This window comes from Pseudoalteromonas sp. APC 3691, assembly GCF_030408135.1.
Lineage (GTDB): Bacteria > Pseudomonadota > Gammaproteobacteria > Enterobacterales > Alteromonadaceae > Pseudoalteromonas.
Map to the genome: position 1 here is coordinate 1 of NZ_JASDCB010000060.1, position 19,635 is coordinate 19,635.

Sequence of the window (19,635 nt, forward strand, 5' to 3'; positions counted from 1 at the left end):
CCCACCCTCAAGCACAGTATTGGTCTGACTAAGTATAGGGCGTTGCGCTATTTTGCACGCTGACCCACCAATACTGCCGAAACAGGTTACGGTTAGTTGTGTACCTCTAACTTCTTATGGCTTCCTTCAGACCCCACCGTTGGCCAGTGACGCCCTTGCCATTCAGATTATCTTCCCCTTAGTCAGGGTGATAAGGCATCTTTCAGCCTATCGGGTTTGCCAGCTTCGCTGGGCAAACAAAAAAGCAGCTAAGTATTAATTACTTAGCTGCTTTGTGAGTATGACTGGTAAGGCTTTACGACTAGCTTAAATATAGAGCCTATTACTGAACCTTCGAAAACTCTTCTTTAGATAATTCGCCATTTCCATCTGCATCTAATTGATCAAAAAGCTGTACTAGTTGCGAGTTTACTTGGGTTTCTGTTTTACTAATTACGCCATCGCCATCAGTATCAAAAGAATCAAAATCTACCGCAGCAAACGCTGCTGAAGAAGAAGCTAGGGCTACAAGTGGTAGGGCGTGTTGATCTTTGGTGGGTGAATTTGCAGCAGTATGTTTGGTTTTTAGGCAAGGCAGAGCCTATGTAGTGTGGTTATTCCCCATAAATAGGCGATAACGCAGCATAAATACCAAACATGCGCTGCCCTTTGGGTTCTTTCTAGGGACGATTAACTCTTTGTTGCTCGGTTTTTACTTAGCCCACTAGGTTACAAACCTCGCGCCGCGATTTAATCGCCCCTAGATTGAACAAATTTCAATCCACAAAGATCAATACGCCCTAAAGTTTTGTGTAATGTTTTCATAATCGTTTCCTTAGGCTTTGAGCCTGATTAGGGGTGACCTGATTAGAGGTAAGAAGTCCTTTTCAAAGATCCTTTAGGAGTAAAGTGTCTGTAAATTAATATTCAAAAAAATCATTTTCTGTTGGCCCACCGCTACTTTGAACATTCAGCTCATCAAATTGCTCTTTCACTTGCACCGACTCTACAGCCTGACTATCTGAGGCGTTGTCGGTTGTGTCTAGAGTTTCAAAGTTTGTGTTTGCAAATACGACTGATGAAGAAACAATAGCCATAAGTACAAGTGTTGATTGTAGCTTTTTCATAATATAATCCTTCAATAGTATGCGATGTCCAGATATAAATTTGCTCTATAGCGCTCTCTAGTCACATCCTTGTTATTCTTTTTAATAGGCTCCCTTGCCTATTTAGGTTGTCTTTGGCAACTCAGAATTTAGATTACATCACAGAGCATTAACTACTTAAGGCTCTGAAATTAGGCCTCAGAGAACTCATCTTCTGATAACTCACCATCTTGGTTTGTATCGAGTTCTTCAAATTTGCTTAAAAGCTCAGCATCTACTGATGCTTCGGCTTGGCTAATTGCGCCATTACCGTCTACGTCTAGCGTATCAAAATCTGTTGCTGCAAAAGCCGCTGATGAAGAAGCTAGCGCCATTAGTACTAGTGTTGATTGAAATGTTTTCATAATAGTATTCCTTCATTGGGTTGTTGCGATTAGGCCTTTGGCTTTCATCACGTTTTGCTTAATACACTCTAGGTATTACAACTTCGGTGCCACTTTTTATTTATTATTTAAAAACAATAAGTTAAATGATATAAAGCGAGAAAAGCTTAATTTGGGGAGGTGTTATTGTTGCTATTTAGCAACAGCCATTTAACTAAAAACAATAAAGCACTATAAATCAATTGGTTAAGTTTAATTAAAAAGACACACTTTTGCTAAAAAGCCAATAAGAGGGCATTTTGGTTAGCCCTCAAAATAAACTGAATATGAACATGGAAATTACATAGGATTTATTCACGTCTATTAAAAAATTAATTCCTTTATGATTAGTTAGTTACATTAATTTTGAGATTTATTATAAAAATTTTGAAAGGATATTTTGAAATTAACTGTTTTGTTGCCAAATGGCGAATTTACCTAGAAAGGTTTCAATGTTAAAGCTAAGTTGTAGCATTCAACTCATAATTTGATGCGTTGTAAAATATAGGTTCGCTTGACTTAAGCAAACCTACATCGTGTATCAGCTATCTGCAAAAGTGCCGCAATTAGAGAGAGGTAAAATTACATAGATTTAAACTACTTCCACCCTTGTAGCCACTTTTGGTTATCTTTTAAATCTCGCCAACTAATTGGATATTGATTTTTTGACATAACAGCCTCAGTAATACATTCAATTACATTGCCGTCTTCATCAAATTCCACCTCAACAATAATGAAGTGTTTTTCTTTATTTATAGCAGGTGTTGCGGTCCATTTACTATTCAATAATTTTTTAGGGTTTAGTTTATTCATTTAGTATAACGACTCCTACTCATCTATTTATACAGCTTATATAAGGCAATTATACGACCACAACACCTACTTAGCTCAGATTACTGAGCAACTAGCTACTTAGCTCAGATTACTGAGCAACTAGCTTGCCTTTGTACATTTGCATTTGGCAATGAAAGTCGTATTCACCGGCTTCAAGCGCAGGTAGTTTAACCGTATTGCCATCACCCATTGCCAGCGTTTTACTTATATCAAGCTGTGGAAATACCACTGTTTCGGCGCACGGCGCGCTGTCTTTTCTATCAAAGGTAAGTAGAACCTCTTTGTTGGCTGCCACTTTAATATGTCCTGGCTTATAAACACCGTTATCAACAACTATCGTTACTTTGTTGTCTTCACTTTGTGTTTGCTCTGGTTTGTATAGCCAAAACCAATAAATAATTGCGGCTATTAACAGTGCACCACCTATATTAATCATCAACATAATGTACTCCTTAGCTTAAATTACGATTTATTTGGTTTGAAAAAACGTAAGCGATTAGCGTTACTTACCACTGTAAGCGATGAAAGTGCCATAGCTGCACCTGCAACAACAGGGTTAAGTAGTATTCCAAAAAATGGATACAACACGCCGGCTGCAATCGGAATACCCGCCACGTTATAAATAAAGGCACCAAATAGGTTTTGTTTAATATTTGAAATAGTTGCATTACTCACTGCAATTGCATCAGCAAGTCCATGTAACGAACCACGCATTAAGGTAATGTCTGCACTTTCTATTGCAACATCGGTACCTGTGCCAATTGCAAACCCTACATCGGCTTGCGCAAGTGCGGGAGCATCGTTAATACCGTCACCTGTCATACCCACTATTTCACCGTTTGCTTGGCGCTTTGTTACTTCGTTTACTTTGTCATCGGGCATTACTTCTGCAATAAAGTCATCAATACCAACTTGCTTAGCAACGGCTTGTGCAGTGGCTTTGTTGTCACCTGTTAGCATAACTAAGTGGATACCTTTATCTTGCAGGCGTTTAATAGCTTCAACTGAATCCTCTTTGATAGGATCTGCTACTGCAATAATAGCTTGGAGCTTATTATTACTTGCAAAATACATGGGCGTTTTAGCATCACTGGCAAGTGTTTGAGCTTGCTCGGTTGCATCATCAACGGCTACATCGTATTTATCCATTAGCGCTTTATTACCAAACAACAATGTTTGCCCGTCAACACTGCCGGCTACACCTTTACCTGTAATTGCATCAAAATCGGCTACTTTACTTAAAGTTAAGCCCTGCTTTTTAGCGTATGCCGTAATTGCTTGGGCTAGTGGATGCTCTGAGCTACTTTCCAGGCTTGCAACAAGTTGCATTACTGTATTTTCATCACTGTTGTTAAAGGTAACTACATCGGTAACTTGCGGTGTGCCTTGAGTAATAGTGCCTGTTTTATCTAAAATCATGGTGGTGATTTTAGATGTCGTTTGCAGCGACTCACCATTTCGAATTAATATCCCTGACTCAGCGGCTTTACCAATACCCACCATAACCGACATAGGGGTTGCGAGTCCTAACGCACAAGGACAAGCGATAATAAGTACCGTAGTTACTGCAACAACGGCATAAGCAATTGATGGCTCAGGTCCAAAGTTTAACCATGCAAGCCCTGCAAGTACCGCAATAATCATGACTGTTGGTACAAATATTCCTGATATAACATCGGCTAAGCGCCCTATTGATGGCTTAGAGTTTTGTGCACGCTTTACCATATTGATAATATTGGCAAGTGTGGTTTCGCTACCTATGTGCGTGGCTTTAAATAATAAAGTACCACTTTTATTAATACTTCCGGCAACGACTTTATCGCCCGTTTTTTTGCGGACGGCCATTGGCTCACCAGTAAGCATTGACTCATCAACCGTACTGCTGCCTTCAATAACATCGCCATCCACAGGGATTTTTTCACCCGGGCGTACGCGTACTTCATCATTTTTTACAACATCACTAATGTCGATGTCTTGCTCTTCGCCACCACGAATTACGCGTGCAGTTTTTGGTTGCAGGCCAATTAAGCGTTTAATTGCTTGTGAGGTGCGCCCACGTGCTTTTACTTCAAAAGCGAGCCCTAAACTAATTAAACCGATGATCATCGATGATGCTTCAAAATATACGTGTCTTGCGACTTGTGGTAATAAGTTTGGCGCTATTACGACAAACATTGAGTACAACCACGCAGTACCTGTACCAAGTGCTATTAAAGTATCCATATTGGCAGCATGGTTTTTGAATGCCTGCCATGCACCGTTGTAAAATTGTTTACCTGATATAGCCATAACCACAAGCGTGACTATACCCACTAAAAACCATGCTATTCGTTGTGTATCGGTGGTCACACTCATGTCAAAAATAAGCCCGTATATCATTAACGGCGCACCGACTCCTAACGCTAATATCATATTACGCATTAGCTTTTTGTAATGTGCCTCGTCCGACTTTGCTTTTTCATCAAGTGCATCTTGATCAGACTCGTTACTCATCGGTTTGGCTGAATAACCAATGTTTTCAACTGCTTTAATAAGCGTACTTTCGTCAGCTTTACCTTCTACGCGTACAGTACGCTCAGCAAAGTTCATTTCCACGTTTTGCGCACCTTGCACGCTATTAAGGGCTTTTTCAATTTTGGCTACACAACTGCCGCAATTAGCGCCTTCAATAATAAAGTTTTGCGCGGTGTCTTTTGTATTAGTCGTCATTACGCTGCTCCTTATTTACGGAATCGTTTATTGGATCAACAAAAGATTCTATTAAACTACACACGTCACTGGCATTTTCACCATCGGCTGATGTATCCCATTGCTCAAGGGCTGCATGCATTCTGTTTCGTAGCTTTAATGTTTCTTGAAATAGTGCTTCGGTTTCTTCTAGGCGTTTAGTAATGAGTTTGCGTGTTAACGGACAAGGACAATTTCCCTGCTCTGACTCGCCTATAATGTGTTGAATATCTTTGAGTGAAAAACCAAGTTGACGAGAGCTAATAATAAACTTTAAACGCTGCTGGTCTTGCTTTGTATATTCTTGATAGCCATTTCCTTCACTGCGTATTGGGTTAAGTAACCCAATACGTGTGTAATGACGAACAGTATCGGCAGTCACGCCCATTAATTTGGCAAGTTGTTTAACATACATAATTTGGCTCCGTCGTGTTTCAGTGGCTTCATAATAAACCTAGGTGCAACACATAGGTCAATGACTATTCTAAAGCTAATAAAATAATACCAATTCGCTTAATTAAGTGACCTGTTTGAGAGAATAAAATCGTGTTGATAACAAGGCAAAGATTTTATTATTTAGTTGTTATCACTAATTGCCTTGCTTCCACGCACTCGTATATCAAAATGATTAAGTATTATTGATCATCGGCATAATGACACAAACAGAATTAACTTAAGCTGATACCGGCGCGTATTATCAGGAGGGGTGAATTCAGGAGAGAAGCGCCTAAGTAAGGCGCGTATTAATCTAAGGGCCTGTTGAACATTAGTGGTTTAACTTACAGCAGACTGTTTGGTCTTTAGGCAAGGCAGAGCCTATTTATGTGGTTATTCCCCATAAGTTGGCGATAACGCATCACAAATACCAAACATGCGCTGCCCTTTGGGTTCTCTCTAGGGACGATTAACTCTTTGTTGCCTACATGGATGAAGATCAGGGGCGTGAGCAGGACGCGGAAGCTTTGCTCGGTTTTTGCTTATTCTTACATGAATGTAAGCCTGTAGGGTAACGCAGGAGCAGTTACCGAGCTCACTAGGTTACAAACCTCGCGCCGCAATTTAATCTTCCTTGGATTGAATAAATTCAATCCACAAAGATCTACATGCCCTAGTTTGATTCGCTACGGCTTTGCTCTAATTCGTCGCTTAGCTGCTGCGCTAAAGTTTGTATTTTAGGCATGGCATCTTTCATTAAGCTTTGAGACATTTGCATAGACTCTTGCATTACAACAGGCATTTTTTCAAGTATTTTTTGCCCGGTATCTGTCTTATAAAATGCTAACATATCAGCAATCTCTTGCTCACTAAAATGTTTGTCGTACACGCTAATCATCATCGGCTGCATTTTGGCCCAGCTCATTTCGGTTTTTAATACCGTCGTCATGTCACCATAGTATTTATCAAAAATTGCCTGTTCAGAAGGCTTAACACCCATTTGATCAGACATACCTTTCATCATACCTTCAACCTGGCCGTACATAGAATCAACCATTGAATCTAAGTTCATTACACTAATAAGTTCATCTATTTTTTGCTGTTTTGTATTTTGCTCAGCATATAAACTGCTAGAAAAAATCAGTAATGATAAAAGTAGTACCTTACCCATAATAATATCCTTTAATATAAATAATCGTTTTATAGTCACATGATTAATTAGTATTGTAAAGGGGACAGGTAATCATTAAAAAGGCCGAATAAATCGCGTTTATTCGGCCTTTTATTAGTGCGCATTTGCGTTAATCGTCCTCTACATTATCGAGACCTTTAGTGCCTTCTTTAGCTTTTAGCTTATGATGAATAGCTGATTTTATTAGCATGTAACCACTAATCGGCGCCGTAATGAGTAAAAATATAGTAATGAGTATTTCTCTAACACTGAGTCCATGACCTGAATTTACAAAATAAACCATAGCTGCGATTAACATACTTGCCATACCTAACGTTGTTGCCTTTGTTGGTCCATGCAAACGCATAAAAAAGTCAGGCAGTTTAATTAAGCCTATCGAGCCAATTAAAATAAACGTACCACCAAATAACAATAGTATTGATACAACCCATTCGCTGATCATGTTTTCACCTTATTCAATTATATCGCCGCGTAGTAAATACTTACACACTGCAACTGTACTTATAAAACCAAGCATGGCAATAAGCAGTGCTGCTTCAAAGTAAAGCCCTGTGTCCATACTTATACTGTATAAAATAATCAGTGCAATAACATTTATGTACATTGTATCGAGCGCTAAAACACGGTCAGGCACTGACGGACCAATAATCAATCGCCATAAATTAAGCAATAATGATAAGCCAATCATCGAAAAAACAATGAGTAATACGGTGTCTAACATTGAAATATCTCCTTCAGTGGAGCTTCGTAGCGTTGTTTTATTTGTTTGATAAGTGCTTCTTCATCTTTAAGGTCAAGCACATGTATTAGTAAGTAACGTTGTGTTGGCTCTTCACCTTCAGGTAACGATTCTGCAATTGGATAAACCTCTGCGCTCACTGTACCGGGTGTAAGCGATACACTACTGGCCAATATAGTAATTGGCATATCATGAGTTAAATCAATCGGTACTTTTATAAAGGCCGGGCGTAAGTTTTTAGATGGCCCAAGTATAAGCAAAGCCACCTGTAGATTTGCAACAATAATATCGTAAAGCACTATAAGTAACTGCTTTAATGCTAGTCCAGGCCTTAAAATAAGCGGTTGAGGTTCGCGAAGTGAAAAGCTTAATAGGGGTATAAATATAGCAAAAATAGTCGCTAGTACTAAGTGTCCTACCGACACGCTATTATTTAACAACAACCATACCATAAACAAAAACAGGCTACGAAATGGTGTTGGTAACCAACGAAAACGGGCTTGTAATCTCATCACATGCCTCCTTTAAGTACAGCATTAATACCGCCGCTTATATCATGTAACTGAGTAGCAGCACCTAGCATGTAGTCACTTATTGGCCCGCCAAAAATAACGAGCAATGGCGAACAAGCAAGTAAACCTATAATTACAGTTACCTGCAACGGGTGTGCATTTGCACCATCTGCGTTTTCGCTTTTTTTACTTTTATGCTCCCAAAATAAGGTCGTGCCGGCACGCGAAAGCGCTACTAATAACGCAAAGCTTGTTACTAAATATACAGGCCAAAATAGTAAAGCTTGCTCACTATTTAATGTGGCTTTAAGTATCCAAATTTTACCTACAAAGCCTGATAGTGGCGGCATACCAACTACTGTTAAAGCCGCAACAATAAAGCACACACCTAATAAAAATGGTTGTTTAACGCAGCGACCTGCTACTAGCCTGTCGCCAACTTTACCGCGCTGGATTGAAACTAAATCTGCTAATAAAAATAGTGCGGCACTAACAAGTGTTGAATGAACTAAATAATATAAAAGTGCAGCAGTGGCATTTACATTTTGTAATGCGATTAGCGCAACCAACGTTCCCACTGATACCAATACTAAGTTAGAAGTGAGTTTACGTAAGTCTTGCGCTGCCATAACACCAATAGCACCCACTATAATCGTGGCAATTGCTAAGCCCCAAAGCCAAGGCTGCGCCATATGTTCAAGCGCCCCTGCTTGTTCGCCAAATATCACAGTGTAAACACGAAGCATAGCGTAAACGCCTACCTTGGTCATAATCGCAAATAATGCAGCAACCACAGGTTTAGCGCTTGAATATGTATTTGGAAGCCATAAATGCAGAGGTAATAATGCGCCCTTTAATGCAAATACAATGAGTAGTAATAAACCACCAGCCTTTGCTAGGTATACATCATCGCCCGTAAGCTCGGATACTTTTTGCGCCATATCTGCAATATTAAGCGTACCAAGTACACCGTACAAAATACCCAAACCGATTAAAAACACGCTTGAGCCAACTAAATTCAATATTACATATTGCAGTGCAGCACGAGTGTTTTGTTTATCACCTGCATGCATTAACAATGCATAGGATGCAATCAGTAACACTTCAAAAAATACAAATAGGTTAAATAAATCGCCCGTTAAAAACGCGCCATTTACACCCAATATTAAAAAGTGGACAAGTGGATGATAAAAGCTGCCCTTTTCATCATCGCCAGCACTACCATATAAAATAGCGCCCAAACCTAAAAGTGAAGTTAACGTAACTAATAAGGTAGATAACATATCAGCAACTAAGACTATCCCAAATGGTGCAGACCAATTACCAATAGCGTAAACATTAATACCCGTATTATTAATATGTACCAGTAAAAGCACACTAATGGCAAAAGTAGCTATTGCCATTACAATTGAAACTAAGCGGCGAATTTTGACGCTTTTACCACACGGCGGCAGTAATAAAATAACTGCCGTCAGCATAGGTAATAAAATAGGTAGCGAAGCTAAATGTTGGATCATTTTTGCTCCTTATTATCTGCAGAGGTATTAGGCACATAACCATCAACATGGTCACTACCTAAATCGGCGCGCCCACGTATTGCCAAAATAACCACAAATGCGGTCATCGCAAAGCCGATTACAATAGCGGTAAGCACTAAAGCTTGAGGTAGAGGATCTGCATAATCTGATCCTGTGCCAAGCACTACTGCTTTATTAATAGTGAGACGACCTGCTGAAAACAAAAATAAGTTAACAGCGTATGAAATCATAGTAAGCCCAAGTACTACAGGGAATGTACGAGCTCTCAGCAGTAAAAACACACCGCAACTGACCAATACTCCAACGCAAGATGCGTACAATAATTCCATTAAATATTTACCTCTTTTTTCTGGGTATCTGCTGTCATATTACCTAAGCTTGCTAAAATCATTAACGTAGCGCCTACAACTGTTAAGTATACACCTAGGTCAAATGCAATCGCGCTGGCAAGCTCTGTTTTACCGACAAACGGAATATCAAAGTAGTCAAACCAAGTTGTTAAAAATGGCTTATCAAAGAACCAACTACCCACACCTGTAAACAAAGAAATACCAATGCCTGAAGCTATAATTTTGCGATAATTAACATCAAAACGTTCGTTAATCCATGCCGTACCATGCGCCATGTATTGCAAAATAAACGCGATTGATGTTACTAACCCAGCAATAAAACCACCACCAGGTAAGTTATGCCCACGTAAGAAAATATACGCAGAAACCAATAAGGCAAGCGGCAATAAACTTTGTGAAATACTCGCCAGTAATATTGGGTGACGCTCTTTAGCCCATGGGCGCCCTTCACTGTCACTTGCAGGCATAAATAATGGGATTCGAGAAAGTACTTTAAATATACCTAATGCGGCAATACCTAATACGGTAATTTCGCCAAGCGTATCAAAGCCCCTAAAGTCGACCAAAATAACGTTAACTACGTTAGTACCACCGCCACCAATCTTAGCGTTAGCAATAAAGAAGTCTGAAATTGAATCTAATGGACGTGTAAGTAATGCATAACAAATACTCGCTATAACTACACCTAGCGTAGAAGCTATGCCTAAGTCTCGAAGTACGCGTAACGAACTTGATTCTTTTGGCGTATGCTGCGGTAAAAAAAACAATGCCAGCATAAGTAAAATAATAGTAACAACCTCAACGGTTAGTTGTGTAAGTGCTAAATCAGGTGCAGAAAAACGTGTAAATACAACCGACACCATTAACCCTACAATTGAGAGCATTAACAACGATACCATTCGAGAGCGATGCCAAATAACGGTAGCAAGTGCACCAATAATCAACAAGCCAGCTCCAATTGCATTGTGCACATCAACCGGCGTAAGTGGCATGCTACCGGCAAGCTGTTGCATTTCAAATAATGGCCAACCCGCACACAGTAGTACTACTGCTAACATAATTACAAGATAGCGCTGTAGGGAACCATTTTCTGTACTATTTACCTTTGATTGACACCAAGCAACGATACTTAAAATTACACGTTCAAAGGTTTTTTTAGCATTGAGAGGTGGTAGTGATGCTTGAAATTGAAATAGATATTTACGATTAATGTAAATAAATAAGCCGCCAGCAATCGCCATTGCACTCATAAGTAGAGGTAAGTTAAACCCATGCCAGATAGCTAATTCGTACACTGGCATTTCTTTTCCAAGTACAGCTAAAGATGCCGCAGATAAAATACCGTCAATTGTAAAGTGCGGGAACATGCCCACCAATAAACAAATCACAACGAGTATTTCTATTGGTACACGCATATAGCGTGGTGGTTCATGCGGCGTTCGAGGTAAATCAATCGGGTCGCCATTAAAAAATACGTCGTGAATAAAGCGGGCTGAGTACGCTACAGCGAAAGCACCTGCAACAGTTGCCAATACTGGAATTAACCACGACATAGAACCAAGCACTTGTTGATGCAGTGTTTCTGCAAAGAACATTTCTTTCGATAAGAAACCATTAAGTAGCGGAACGCCAGCCATTGCCGCTGCCGCGACCATTGCAAGTGTTGCTGTGTAAGGTAAGTATCGCCACATGCCATTTAATTTACGCATATCACGCGTGCCCGTTTCATGATCAATAATACCAACTGCCATAAATAACGATGCCTTAAAGGTTGCATGATTAATTATATGGAAAATAGCAGCAACGGTCGCAAGCTCAGTATCAAGTCCTAATAGCAGCGTTATTAAACCTAAGTGGCTTATTGTTGAATAGGCTAACAATCCTTTTAAATCGTGTTTGAATAATGCTATGTATGCACCAAACAATAGCGTTGCTAAACCTGTTAACCCTACAAGTAAAAACCAAGTATCCGTGCCAGCTAAAGCAGGATGAAAACGCGCTAACAAAAATATACCGGCTTTTACCATAGTTGCAGAATGTAAATACGCACTTACTGGAGTAGGTGCTGCCATTGCATGAGGAAGCCAAAAATGAAATGGAAATTGTGCCGATTTAGTAAACGCACCTAATAGTACCAATACCAATGCTACTTCGTATAAATCGTGAGATTGAATGATTGCTTTGCTTGCTAAAATAACATCTAGGTCGTAACTACCAACAATGTCTCCTAATAACATTAAGCCAGCAAGTAGTGCTAAGCCACCCGCCCCTGTTACTGCAAGCGCCATGCGTGCGCCCTTACGCGCTTCAGACTTATGCCACCAAAAACTAATTAATAAAAATGAGCTGATGCTCGTTAATTCCCAAAACAACCACAGCTGAATAACATTGTTAGACATAACAATGCCAAGCATTGCGGTCATAAACAGCATTAAATAACTATATAACTTAGCCATTGAGTCGTTGGCACTGAGGTAGTAACGCGTGTAGAGGATAACGAGCAAGCCTATGCCTAAAATCATAAACATAAACAATAAACTGAGGCCGTCTAACCGCAGAGATAGGTCGAGCCCTATTGACGGGATCCAAGCGAAAGAGTAACGAATGGTTTCGCCCGCTAAAACTGCAGGTGCATGGTATAAAGTTATTCCCAAAGCCGTTAAAGGCGCAAGAGCCGTTAAACTAGTGCTTAAATTGCGGGATAACTTACCTGTGCATGCAGAAATAACACTGCCAATTAAGGATAACAAGGGTATCCAGAGCAAAGTCATAATGTAGGGCCTTTTATTATCATAAGTTTATTAGGGCATCTCTTTTTAATACTAAGTGATGCTTTTACTGCCTGTTTTTAAACGACATTAATGACTATAGTTATACTGAAAAACACTGATTTTGTCTATAAAAAGCGGTTCTGTATGGGTGTTTTTTAAACAAGAACTAACAATTTATTAAGCCTAAAAAAACAATTAATTAATACTGATAATTGTTAATTTAATATGGCCTTATTTGCAAATGTAAACGCGCTGGAGTGGCGATAAGAATTACCATTGGTCATATCTAAATGCTTAAACCAAATCTCTCTATACTGCGCCGAGAGCCCTAACTGCTGATATTGCATAATAGACCAATTTTCACTAGGTTTATATGCAACACCACCTATCTGGCAACTCTTTGCTTTATGCCAGCCTATTGGGGGCGACTCATCATGAGAAATAAATAAATTAGGTGCCACAAAACCCGTTTTTGCACACAACCATGCTTGTTTAGTTTTAGGCAAAGCATATTCATCTTCAAAACCGTTAAAATGCATCAACTCATGCAAAAACACACTGTATTTTGCTTTTGAGTTTATTAGCATTGTTCCTTTAGTAACATTAGCCGTTCCATCTTTTGGCATCATTACTATAAAATCAAAATTGTTAGGAAGCTGGTTATTGAGTTTAGCTGATTGCCAGTCACACTTTGCTATTTGATTAGTGCTACTTTTACACTCAAGCATACCTGCAACGTAAACTGGTTTTGAAAAGCAAAAAATATTTTCACGGGGCTCTGGCTGTTTATTATAAGCATTAATAAATTCGGTAAGTTTATATAAGCCACTACGATGATCGCTCATAGTCAGCACGTTAAACATACATTGCTTATTAGGTTTACTTATATTTATTAAAGATGAAAAACCGAGAGCGTGGATAAACTCACTAGATACTTTACTCTGTGGTGTTTTTAACTGAAGCTTTAGATGATTTAGCACATCCCCTGCTGGTAATTTGTTTTTACTAGCGAGTAACTTTAAATCGCTCCAACGTGAGTGCTCAAGTAACTTTGTTGCTAATATTTTACGCTCTGGGATTGTTAAGTCATTTATAGCGGAGAGCCAAAATTGTTTTGCAGTATCGCTCTGACTGTTTTTAATAAGCTTAAGAGAATACATATATTGGGCTGAAGAAATTTTACTGCGGGCGAGTATAGCTAAAGAAGTATTTGGTAACTGCTCTAAGTGATCAGAAAAATAACCAGGTGATTTCCAATAACTTTGTAGCACATTAGCTTTTGCGTTTAAAACATGCCAAAAGCCAATAGCGCCTAGGTGATTACTCGAGCCTGTAATTAACAAACAACATAGTAATACACCTATTAATTTAAAACGCTTAACTTGCGTCAACACCTTGCATCAGCTCAAGCTCTAAACGCGCATATTTGTACTCAATAAACTCGTGTACATTAGTTGCTAGCGCAAGCCTAAAGTAGTCTGATGCTAAATACAGCTCACCTGCTGCTTGATGCATTTTAGCTAAATAAAAATAAGCTTCACATAAACGCTGCGCATATTCTTGCTCAGTTCTAACACCATCACTAATGCCAGATAAAAATGCATGTTCACTCATATCCCCCGTATAAAGAGAAATTAACTGGTACGCCCATTGTGATTCATCAAGCGCAGTGGCATTTTGTTTAAGTGCATCAAGCGCAACGGCTTTATCCTCTTGTGCTTGTGCTAAATAAACCCATAAAACTCGGTACGGATCTTTTGGAGAGCGAGCTAAAAATTCATTAAAATCATTTTTAGCAAGGCCTGCTCTGTCGCCGTAATACAGTGCGATACCTCGATTTAAATAGGCGTATTCATGCTCTTCATCAAGTTCTAGGGCAGAATCGAAAAACTCATAGGCTTTTTCATACTGCTGCATAAGCGTATGTTGAATACCTAAAAAATTATACACTTCAGCTAAATCAGGCTTAAGCTTTACTGCGCGATTAAAATCAATACGCGAAAGAGTTGTCATACCTAGACTATCAAAAAGTACACCACGGTCGTAATAAAGCTTAGCTTGTTGTTCTTCGCTTAAGTCGGCTCTATTTAATAGCTCTGAGTAGCGTGCAATAGCAATTTCACTTCTAAAGTCAGAAGCTAAAGGTGCAGTAAATGGCACATTAACAATCGGGGTTGGTTCTGAATCTGTTGTAGTTTGGCAAGCGCTTAAAGACAAAATAGCAAAAGATGCCAAAGCTAAATGTTTGAGTATCATTAAAATCCTTAATACCAAGATATATCGCGATTAATATAAGACAGACCTTGTCCAATAAGGTTTCATTAAAGCATAAAAAAAGGGGCTAAACAGCCCCTTTTTTATCATCTAGCTAATATAACTAGATTAATAAGTTAACAATTACGCGTCAGTTGGCGCGTCAGCTGCAGGTGCTCCTGATTCCATTGCTTCTTTAATACTTAGACGTACACGGCCTTGGCGATCTACTTCTAGTACTTTAACTTTAACTTCTTGACCTTCAGAAAGGTGATCAGCCACGTTATTAACGCGCTCAGTACTAATTTGAGAAATATGTACTAGACCATCTTTACCAGGAAGAATGTTTACAAACGCACCGAAATCAACAATACGTACAACTTTACCTTCGTAGATAGTACCTACTTCAAGTTCAGCTGTTAATTGCTCAATACGGCTAATTGCATTAGCTGCACTTTCGCCATCTGTAGCGGCAATTTTAATTGTACCGTCGTCACCGATTTCAATCGTTGTACCAGTTTCTTCAGTAAGCTGACGAATAGTTGCGCCACCTTTACCGATAACTTCAGCGATTTTCTTCTGTGGGATTTTCATTGTGTATATGCGAGGAGCAAACATTGATAGCTCTTCAGAAGGAGCAGAAATTGCTTCGTCCATCACTTCTAAGATATGTAAACGTGCAGCTTTTGCTTGTTTAAGCGCAATTTGCATGATTTCTTGAGTGATACCTTCGATTTTGATATCCATTTGAAGTGCAGTGATACCCGCAGCAGTACCCGCAACTTTAAAGTCCATGTCACCTAAGTGATCTTCATCACCTAAGATGTCAGAAAGAACAACGAATTTATCGTCTTCTTTAACTAGACCCATCGCAATACCAGCAACAGACGCTTTAATTGGTACACCGGCATTCATAAGTGCAAGTGAAGTACCACATACAGACGCCATTGAAGATGAACCGTTTGATTCAGTGATTTCAGATACTACACGGATTGAATATGGGAATTCAGTCAATGTTGGCATTACAGCAGCAATACCACGCTTAGCAAGGTTACCATGGCCGATTTCACGACGCTTAGGAGAACCAACAAAACCAGTTTCACCTACACAGAATGGAGGGAAGTTGTAGTTAAGCATAAAGTGGTTTTTATGAGTACCAGTTAAATCGTCGATTAACTGTGAATCACGTTCTGTACCAAGTGTCGCTGTTACTAACGCTTGAGTTTCACCACGTGTAAAGATAGCAGAACCGTGAGTACGCGGTAATACGCCAGTCATTACGTCTAGTGCACGAATCATATCTGGTTCACGACCATCGATACGTTTTTCGCCAGCAGCGATACGGCCACGAACGATTTTCTTCTCAAGTGAACCGAAGATTTTGCCAATTTCTTGCTTGTCTAAAGACTCGCCTTCAGCAAGTTCAGCTGTTAATACTGCAACAACTTCATCTTTAGCTTCACCAAGAGCTTCTTTACGCGCTACTTTATCAGTGATTAAGTAAGCTGCGCCTACTTTTTCAGCAGCAATAGTTGCTACTTTATCTTCTAGTGCAACGTTTTTAGCTGGTGCAGTCCAATCCCAAGTAGGCTTGCCTGCTTGCGCTTTAAATTCTTCGATTGCAGTAATGATCGCTTGAGATTGCTCATGACCATATACAACAGCGCCAAGCATTACGTCTTCTGCAAGTACGTTAGCTTCCGATTCAACCATAAGTACCGCTTTATCAGTACCGGCTACCACTAAATCAAGTTGGCTTTCTTCAAGCTCTTTTAATGTAGGGTTAAGTACGTATTCGCCGTTGATGTAACCAACACGAGATGCACCAATTGGACCACTGAATGGGATACCAGAGATAGCAAGTGCTGCTGAAGTACCAATCATCGCAACCATATCAGGTTGGATTTCAGGGTTAACAGAAACAACAGTAGCAATAACTTGTACTTCGTTTACAAAGCCGCTTGGGAAAAGTGGACGAATTGGACGGTCAATAAGACGTGCAATAAGAGTTTCGCCATCGTTAGGACGGCCTTCACGCTTTAAGAAACCACCAGGGATACGACCAGCAGCGTACATACGCTCTTGGTAGTTAACGGTTAGTGGAAAAAAGTCTTGACCAGGTTGTGCTTCACGCTTACCAACAACAGTTACTAAAACTGAAGTGTCGCCAATGCTTGCAAGTACAGCGCCGTCTGCTTGACGAGCGATTGCACCAGTTTCTAGAGTCACTGTATGTTGACCTAGTTTGAATTCTTTAATAATTGCTTGCACTTAAAATATTCCTTAAATGTATTCTAATAAGTTGTCATCAAAGTACCAATTACAGTACATAATTGTATTCAGTTGGAAATCAATTAAGTACTACAATTGGCAATGATGTGAATAATTGCAGATAAACCTTTTTACCTACGCGCATAGTATATACCAAAGCTACTTCAAAATGCGAGTCTAGGGTGTGTTGATCTTTGTGGATTGAAATTTGTTCAATCTAGGGGCGATTTAATCACGGCGCGAGATTTGTAACCTAGTGGGCTAAGTAAAAATCGAGCAACAAAGAGTTAATCGCCCCTAGGATGAACCCCAGGGCAGCGCATGTTTGGCATTTATGCTGCGTTATCGCCTATTTATGGGGAATAACCACACTACATAGGCGCTGCCTTGCCTAAAGACCAAACATACAGCTGCGAAATTAATCACGAAAGGTCAACACACACTAGCTACTAGATTTAAGCTGGGCTAATGAGTGGGTAAATACAACGATGCTTGATAAGCTATGAAATAGGAGTTTTACAATATAATTCAATAAGTTTATATATTTGTTTTATTTTAAAACACAAATTTTAGGCACAAAAAAAGGAGCTAAAAAGCTCCCATTTCTATAATCTAGTTCTTAACGACGTAGGCCAAGTTCTTTGATTAGTGCAGTATAACTAGTGATATCTTTACCTTTAAGGTAATCAAGTAGTTTACGGCGAGTGCTTACTTTACGAAGCAGACCACGACGTGAGTGGAAGTCATGCTTGTGATCAGCAAAGTGACCTTGAAGCTTGTTGATATCATAAGTAAGTAATGCTACTTGTACTTCTGATGAACCTGTATCGCCTTCTGCACGTGCAAATTTAGCAATGATATCGATTTTTTCTTGATTGCTTAGTGACATAGTAACTCCAAAAATTAAATTTAAAAGGTGTCTTAGCCGATCACTAATTCAGCCAAAACGATTAAGCCGGCGTATTCTACCAACTGTGGGAATAACTACAAGTTAATTATTCCCATCTACAACTAATAAGCCACTGCTGGGCACACTAATTGCTTATTCAGGCTTTACGTAATCATCTTGCTGGCTAGCAAGACCACGTTTAACCTTTAAATGGCCACTTGAGTTGCGCTCGCCAGTACCAATAAACACACCATCCGCAACAACTTTAATTGCCCCCTCAGGTAAAGCTTCAGGTAACTCGACTGCTTGCCCATGACTAAATACTTTGCCCTGCTCTTTCGAAATTTCAATAACAGGTAAATCAGTTAAAGCAGTGTCTATAGGTAATAACAACGAGTCTAAATAAGTAGAAGGCGCAAGCTCTTCTGCTTTCGCTTTAGCAAGCAACGCTTCAATTTCATCAAGCGAAACCATTTTATCTGCCGGATACTGACCAACAGCAGTTCTGTGAAGCATTATAACGTGTGCGCCACACCCTAGGTTTTCGCCCAAATCATCAACGATTGTACGAATATACGTCCCTTTTGATACATGAGCCGTCATTTGTAATACGTTGTTTTGTTCATCAAATTCGTCAAACGATAAGCTAAACACATTTATTTTTCTGCATTTACGAGGTACTTCAATACCTTCGCGTGCGTACTTATATAACGGTCTACCTTGGTACTTAAGTGCCGAGTACATTGACGGATATTGATCAGACTCACCAACAAAAGCAGCTATTTCTTTTGTTAGCTGTTCACGCGTTACGTTTACATCTTTAGTGCTAACAATTTCGCCATCAGAATCTGATGTTGTTGTACGCTCACCCAGTTGTGCACGAACGATATAAGTTTTATCTGTATCAAGTAGAAACTGCGTAAACTTAGTCGCCTCACCAAAGCAAATTGGCAGCATACCTGTAGCAAGTGGATCTAAAGCACCTGTATGCCCTGCTTTTTGCGCAAAATAGACGCTCTTTGCTTGCTGTAATGCTTTATTTGATGAAATGCCTTCAGGTTTGTTTAACAACAAAATACCGTCAACTGCACGGCCTTTACTGCGCTTTGCCATCTATATCAGTGCCTTCTTCGCTATCTGTATCTTCTACGTGCTTAGTACTTTGTTCACTATCTGAAATATCAGCATCAACACTTTCTACATCTTCATCGACATGCTTTGCGTTATCTTCGCGGATAATAGAATCCACTAAATTAGAAATACGCATACCTTCCATCAGTGAATTATCAACTACAAACTTTAACTCAGGCATTATACGAGCACGAATACGCTTACCAAGTAACGAGCGAATATAACCCGTTGCTTCATTAAGTACTTTAGCGCTTTGCTTAGCTGCATCTTCATCTTGTGTGTTAAACACAGTGATGAAAATTTTGGCATAAGATAAATCACGCGATACTTCTACCGCTGACACTGTCACCATACCTAAGCGTGGATCTTTAATTTCGCGTTGTAAAATTACAGCAATTTCTTTTTGGATTTGCTGTGCAACACGATCAGTGCGAGAAAATTCTCTCATTGCATTTGTCCTAAAATCATAACTTATTGAAATTTAAT

The 19,635-nt window shown here is 39.5% G+C and carries 19 protein-coding genes and 1 pseudogene; all 20 read right to left on the reverse strand.

Going from position 1 to position 19,635, the window contains the following annotated elements:
* Nucleotides 1–322: 322 nt before the first annotated feature.
* Nucleotides 323–511: pseudogene (locus tag QL998_RS16205) on the reverse strand (calmodulin); the annotation flags it as partial.
* 388 nt (nt 512–899) lie between these two features.
* Nucleotides 900–1,106 carry a hypothetical protein gene (locus QL998_RS16210; RefSeq protein WP_024598214.1) on the reverse strand — a complete coding sequence of 69 codons (207 nt, stop codon included), beginning with the start codon at nt 1,104–1,106 and terminating at the stop codon, nt 900–902.
* Between the two features lie 170 nt (nt 1,107–1,276).
* Complete coding sequence (locus QL998_RS16215) at nt 1,277–1,489, reverse strand: calmodulin (protein WP_024605574.1); 213 nt, start codon at nt 1,487–1,489, stop codon at nt 1,277–1,279.
* Between the two features lie 615 nt (nt 1,490–2,104).
* On the reverse strand, nt 2,105–2,320 hold the full coding sequence (locus QL998_RS16220) for a TIGR02450 family Trp-rich protein (protein WP_002958506.1): 216 nt from the start codon (nt 2,318–2,320) through the stop codon (nt 2,105–2,107).
* Nucleotides 2,321–2,429: 109 nt separating this feature from the next.
* Nucleotides 2,430–2,783 (reverse strand): cupredoxin domain-containing protein, encoded by a 354-nt coding sequence (locus QL998_RS16225; RefSeq protein ID WP_024606298.1) that lies wholly within the window; start codon nt 2,781–2,783, stop codon nt 2,430–2,432.
* Nucleotides 2,784–2,803: 20 nt separating this feature from the next.
* Nucleotides 2,804–5,050: a heavy metal translocating P-type ATPase gene (locus QL998_RS16230; protein ID WP_290193078.1), complete on the reverse strand. Its 2,247-nt coding sequence runs from the start codon at nt 5,048–5,050 to the stop codon at nt 2,804–2,806.
* A complete protein-coding gene (locus QL998_RS16235) occupies nt 5,040–5,483 on the reverse strand; it encodes a MerR family transcriptional regulator (RefSeq protein ID WP_290193079.1) in 444 nt (147 codons plus the stop codon). The genes QL998_RS16230 and QL998_RS16235 overlap by 11 nt, the downstream gene beginning before the upstream one ends.
* 693 nt (nt 5,484–6,176) lie before the next feature.
* The gene (locus QL998_RS16240) at nt 6,177–6,674 is read right to left on the reverse strand and encodes a DUF2059 domain-containing protein (protein ID WP_024598210.1); all 498 of its coding nucleotides are present in this window, start codon (nt 6,672–6,674) and stop codon (nt 6,177–6,179) included.
* Between the two features lie 130 nt (nt 6,675–6,804).
* Nucleotides 6,805–7,137: a Na+/H+ antiporter subunit G gene (locus QL998_RS16245; RefSeq protein ID WP_024598209.1), complete on the reverse strand. Its 333-nt coding sequence runs from the start codon at nt 7,135–7,137 to the stop codon at nt 6,805–6,807.
* Between the two features lie 9 nt (nt 7,138–7,146).
* Nucleotides 7,147–7,416 carry a K+/H+ antiporter subunit F gene (locus QL998_RS16250; RefSeq protein ID WP_007378493.1) on the reverse strand — a complete coding sequence of 90 codons (270 nt, stop codon included), beginning with the start codon at nt 7,414–7,416 and terminating at the stop codon, nt 7,147–7,149.
* Nucleotides 7,410–7,946: a Na+/H+ antiporter subunit E gene (locus QL998_RS16255; protein WP_024598208.1), complete on the reverse strand. Its 537-nt coding sequence runs from the start codon at nt 7,944–7,946 to the stop codon at nt 7,410–7,412. The genes QL998_RS16250 and QL998_RS16255 overlap by 7 nt, the downstream gene beginning before the upstream one ends.
* A complete protein-coding gene (locus QL998_RS16260; RefSeq protein WP_024606295.1) occupies nt 7,946–9,463 on the reverse strand; it encodes a monovalent cation/H+ antiporter subunit D in 1,518 nt (505 codons plus the stop codon). The genes QL998_RS16255 and QL998_RS16260 overlap by 1 nt, the downstream gene beginning before the upstream one ends.
* On the reverse strand, nt 9,460–9,813 hold the full coding sequence (locus QL998_RS16265) for a Na+/H+ antiporter subunit C (RefSeq protein WP_024598206.1): 354 nt from the start codon (nt 9,811–9,813) through the stop codon (nt 9,460–9,462). The genes QL998_RS16260 and QL998_RS16265 overlap by 4 nt, the downstream gene beginning before the upstream one ends.
* The gene (locus QL998_RS16270; protein ID WP_290193080.1) at nt 9,813–12,605 is read right to left on the reverse strand and encodes a monovalent cation/H+ antiporter subunit A; all 2,793 of its coding nucleotides are present in this window, start codon (nt 12,603–12,605) and stop codon (nt 9,813–9,815) included. The genes QL998_RS16265 and QL998_RS16270 overlap by 1 nt, the downstream gene beginning before the upstream one ends.
* Nucleotides 12,606–12,820: 215 nt before the next feature.
* Nucleotides 12,821–13,996: a hypothetical protein gene (locus QL998_RS16275; RefSeq protein WP_290193086.1), complete on the reverse strand. Its 1,176-nt coding sequence runs from the start codon at nt 13,994–13,996 to the stop codon at nt 12,821–12,823.
* Entirely contained in the window at nt 13,983–14,861 is an 879-nt protein-coding gene (gene nlpI / locus QL998_RS16280; protein ID WP_290193081.1) for a lipoprotein NlpI, read from the reverse strand. The genes QL998_RS16275 and nlpI overlap by 14 nt, the downstream gene beginning before the upstream one ends.
* A 141-nt stretch (nt 14,862–15,002) precedes the next feature.
* Nucleotides 15,003–17,129 carry a polyribonucleotide nucleotidyltransferase gene (pnp, locus tag QL998_RS16285; RefSeq protein WP_290193082.1) on the reverse strand — a complete coding sequence of 709 codons (2,127 nt, stop codon included), beginning with the start codon at nt 17,127–17,129 and terminating at the stop codon, nt 15,003–15,005.
* 619 nt (nt 17,130–17,748) lie between these two features.
* On the reverse strand, nt 17,749–18,018 hold the full coding sequence (gene rpsO / locus QL998_RS16290; protein WP_002958490.1) for a 30S ribosomal protein S15: 270 nt from the start codon (nt 18,016–18,018) through the stop codon (nt 17,749–17,751).
* A 153-nt stretch (nt 18,019–18,171) separates the two neighbouring features.
* Nucleotides 18,172–19,131: a tRNA pseudouridine(55) synthase TruB gene (gene truB / locus QL998_RS16295; RefSeq protein WP_290193083.1), complete on the reverse strand. Its 960-nt coding sequence runs from the start codon at nt 19,129–19,131 to the stop codon at nt 18,172–18,174.
* Nucleotides 19,115–19,597: a 30S ribosome-binding factor RbfA gene (gene rbfA / locus QL998_RS16300; RefSeq protein WP_290193084.1), complete on the reverse strand. Its 483-nt coding sequence runs from the start codon at nt 19,595–19,597 to the stop codon at nt 19,115–19,117. The genes truB and rbfA overlap by 17 nt, the downstream gene beginning before the upstream one ends.
* Between the last annotated feature and the right edge of the window lie 38 nt (nt 19,598–19,635).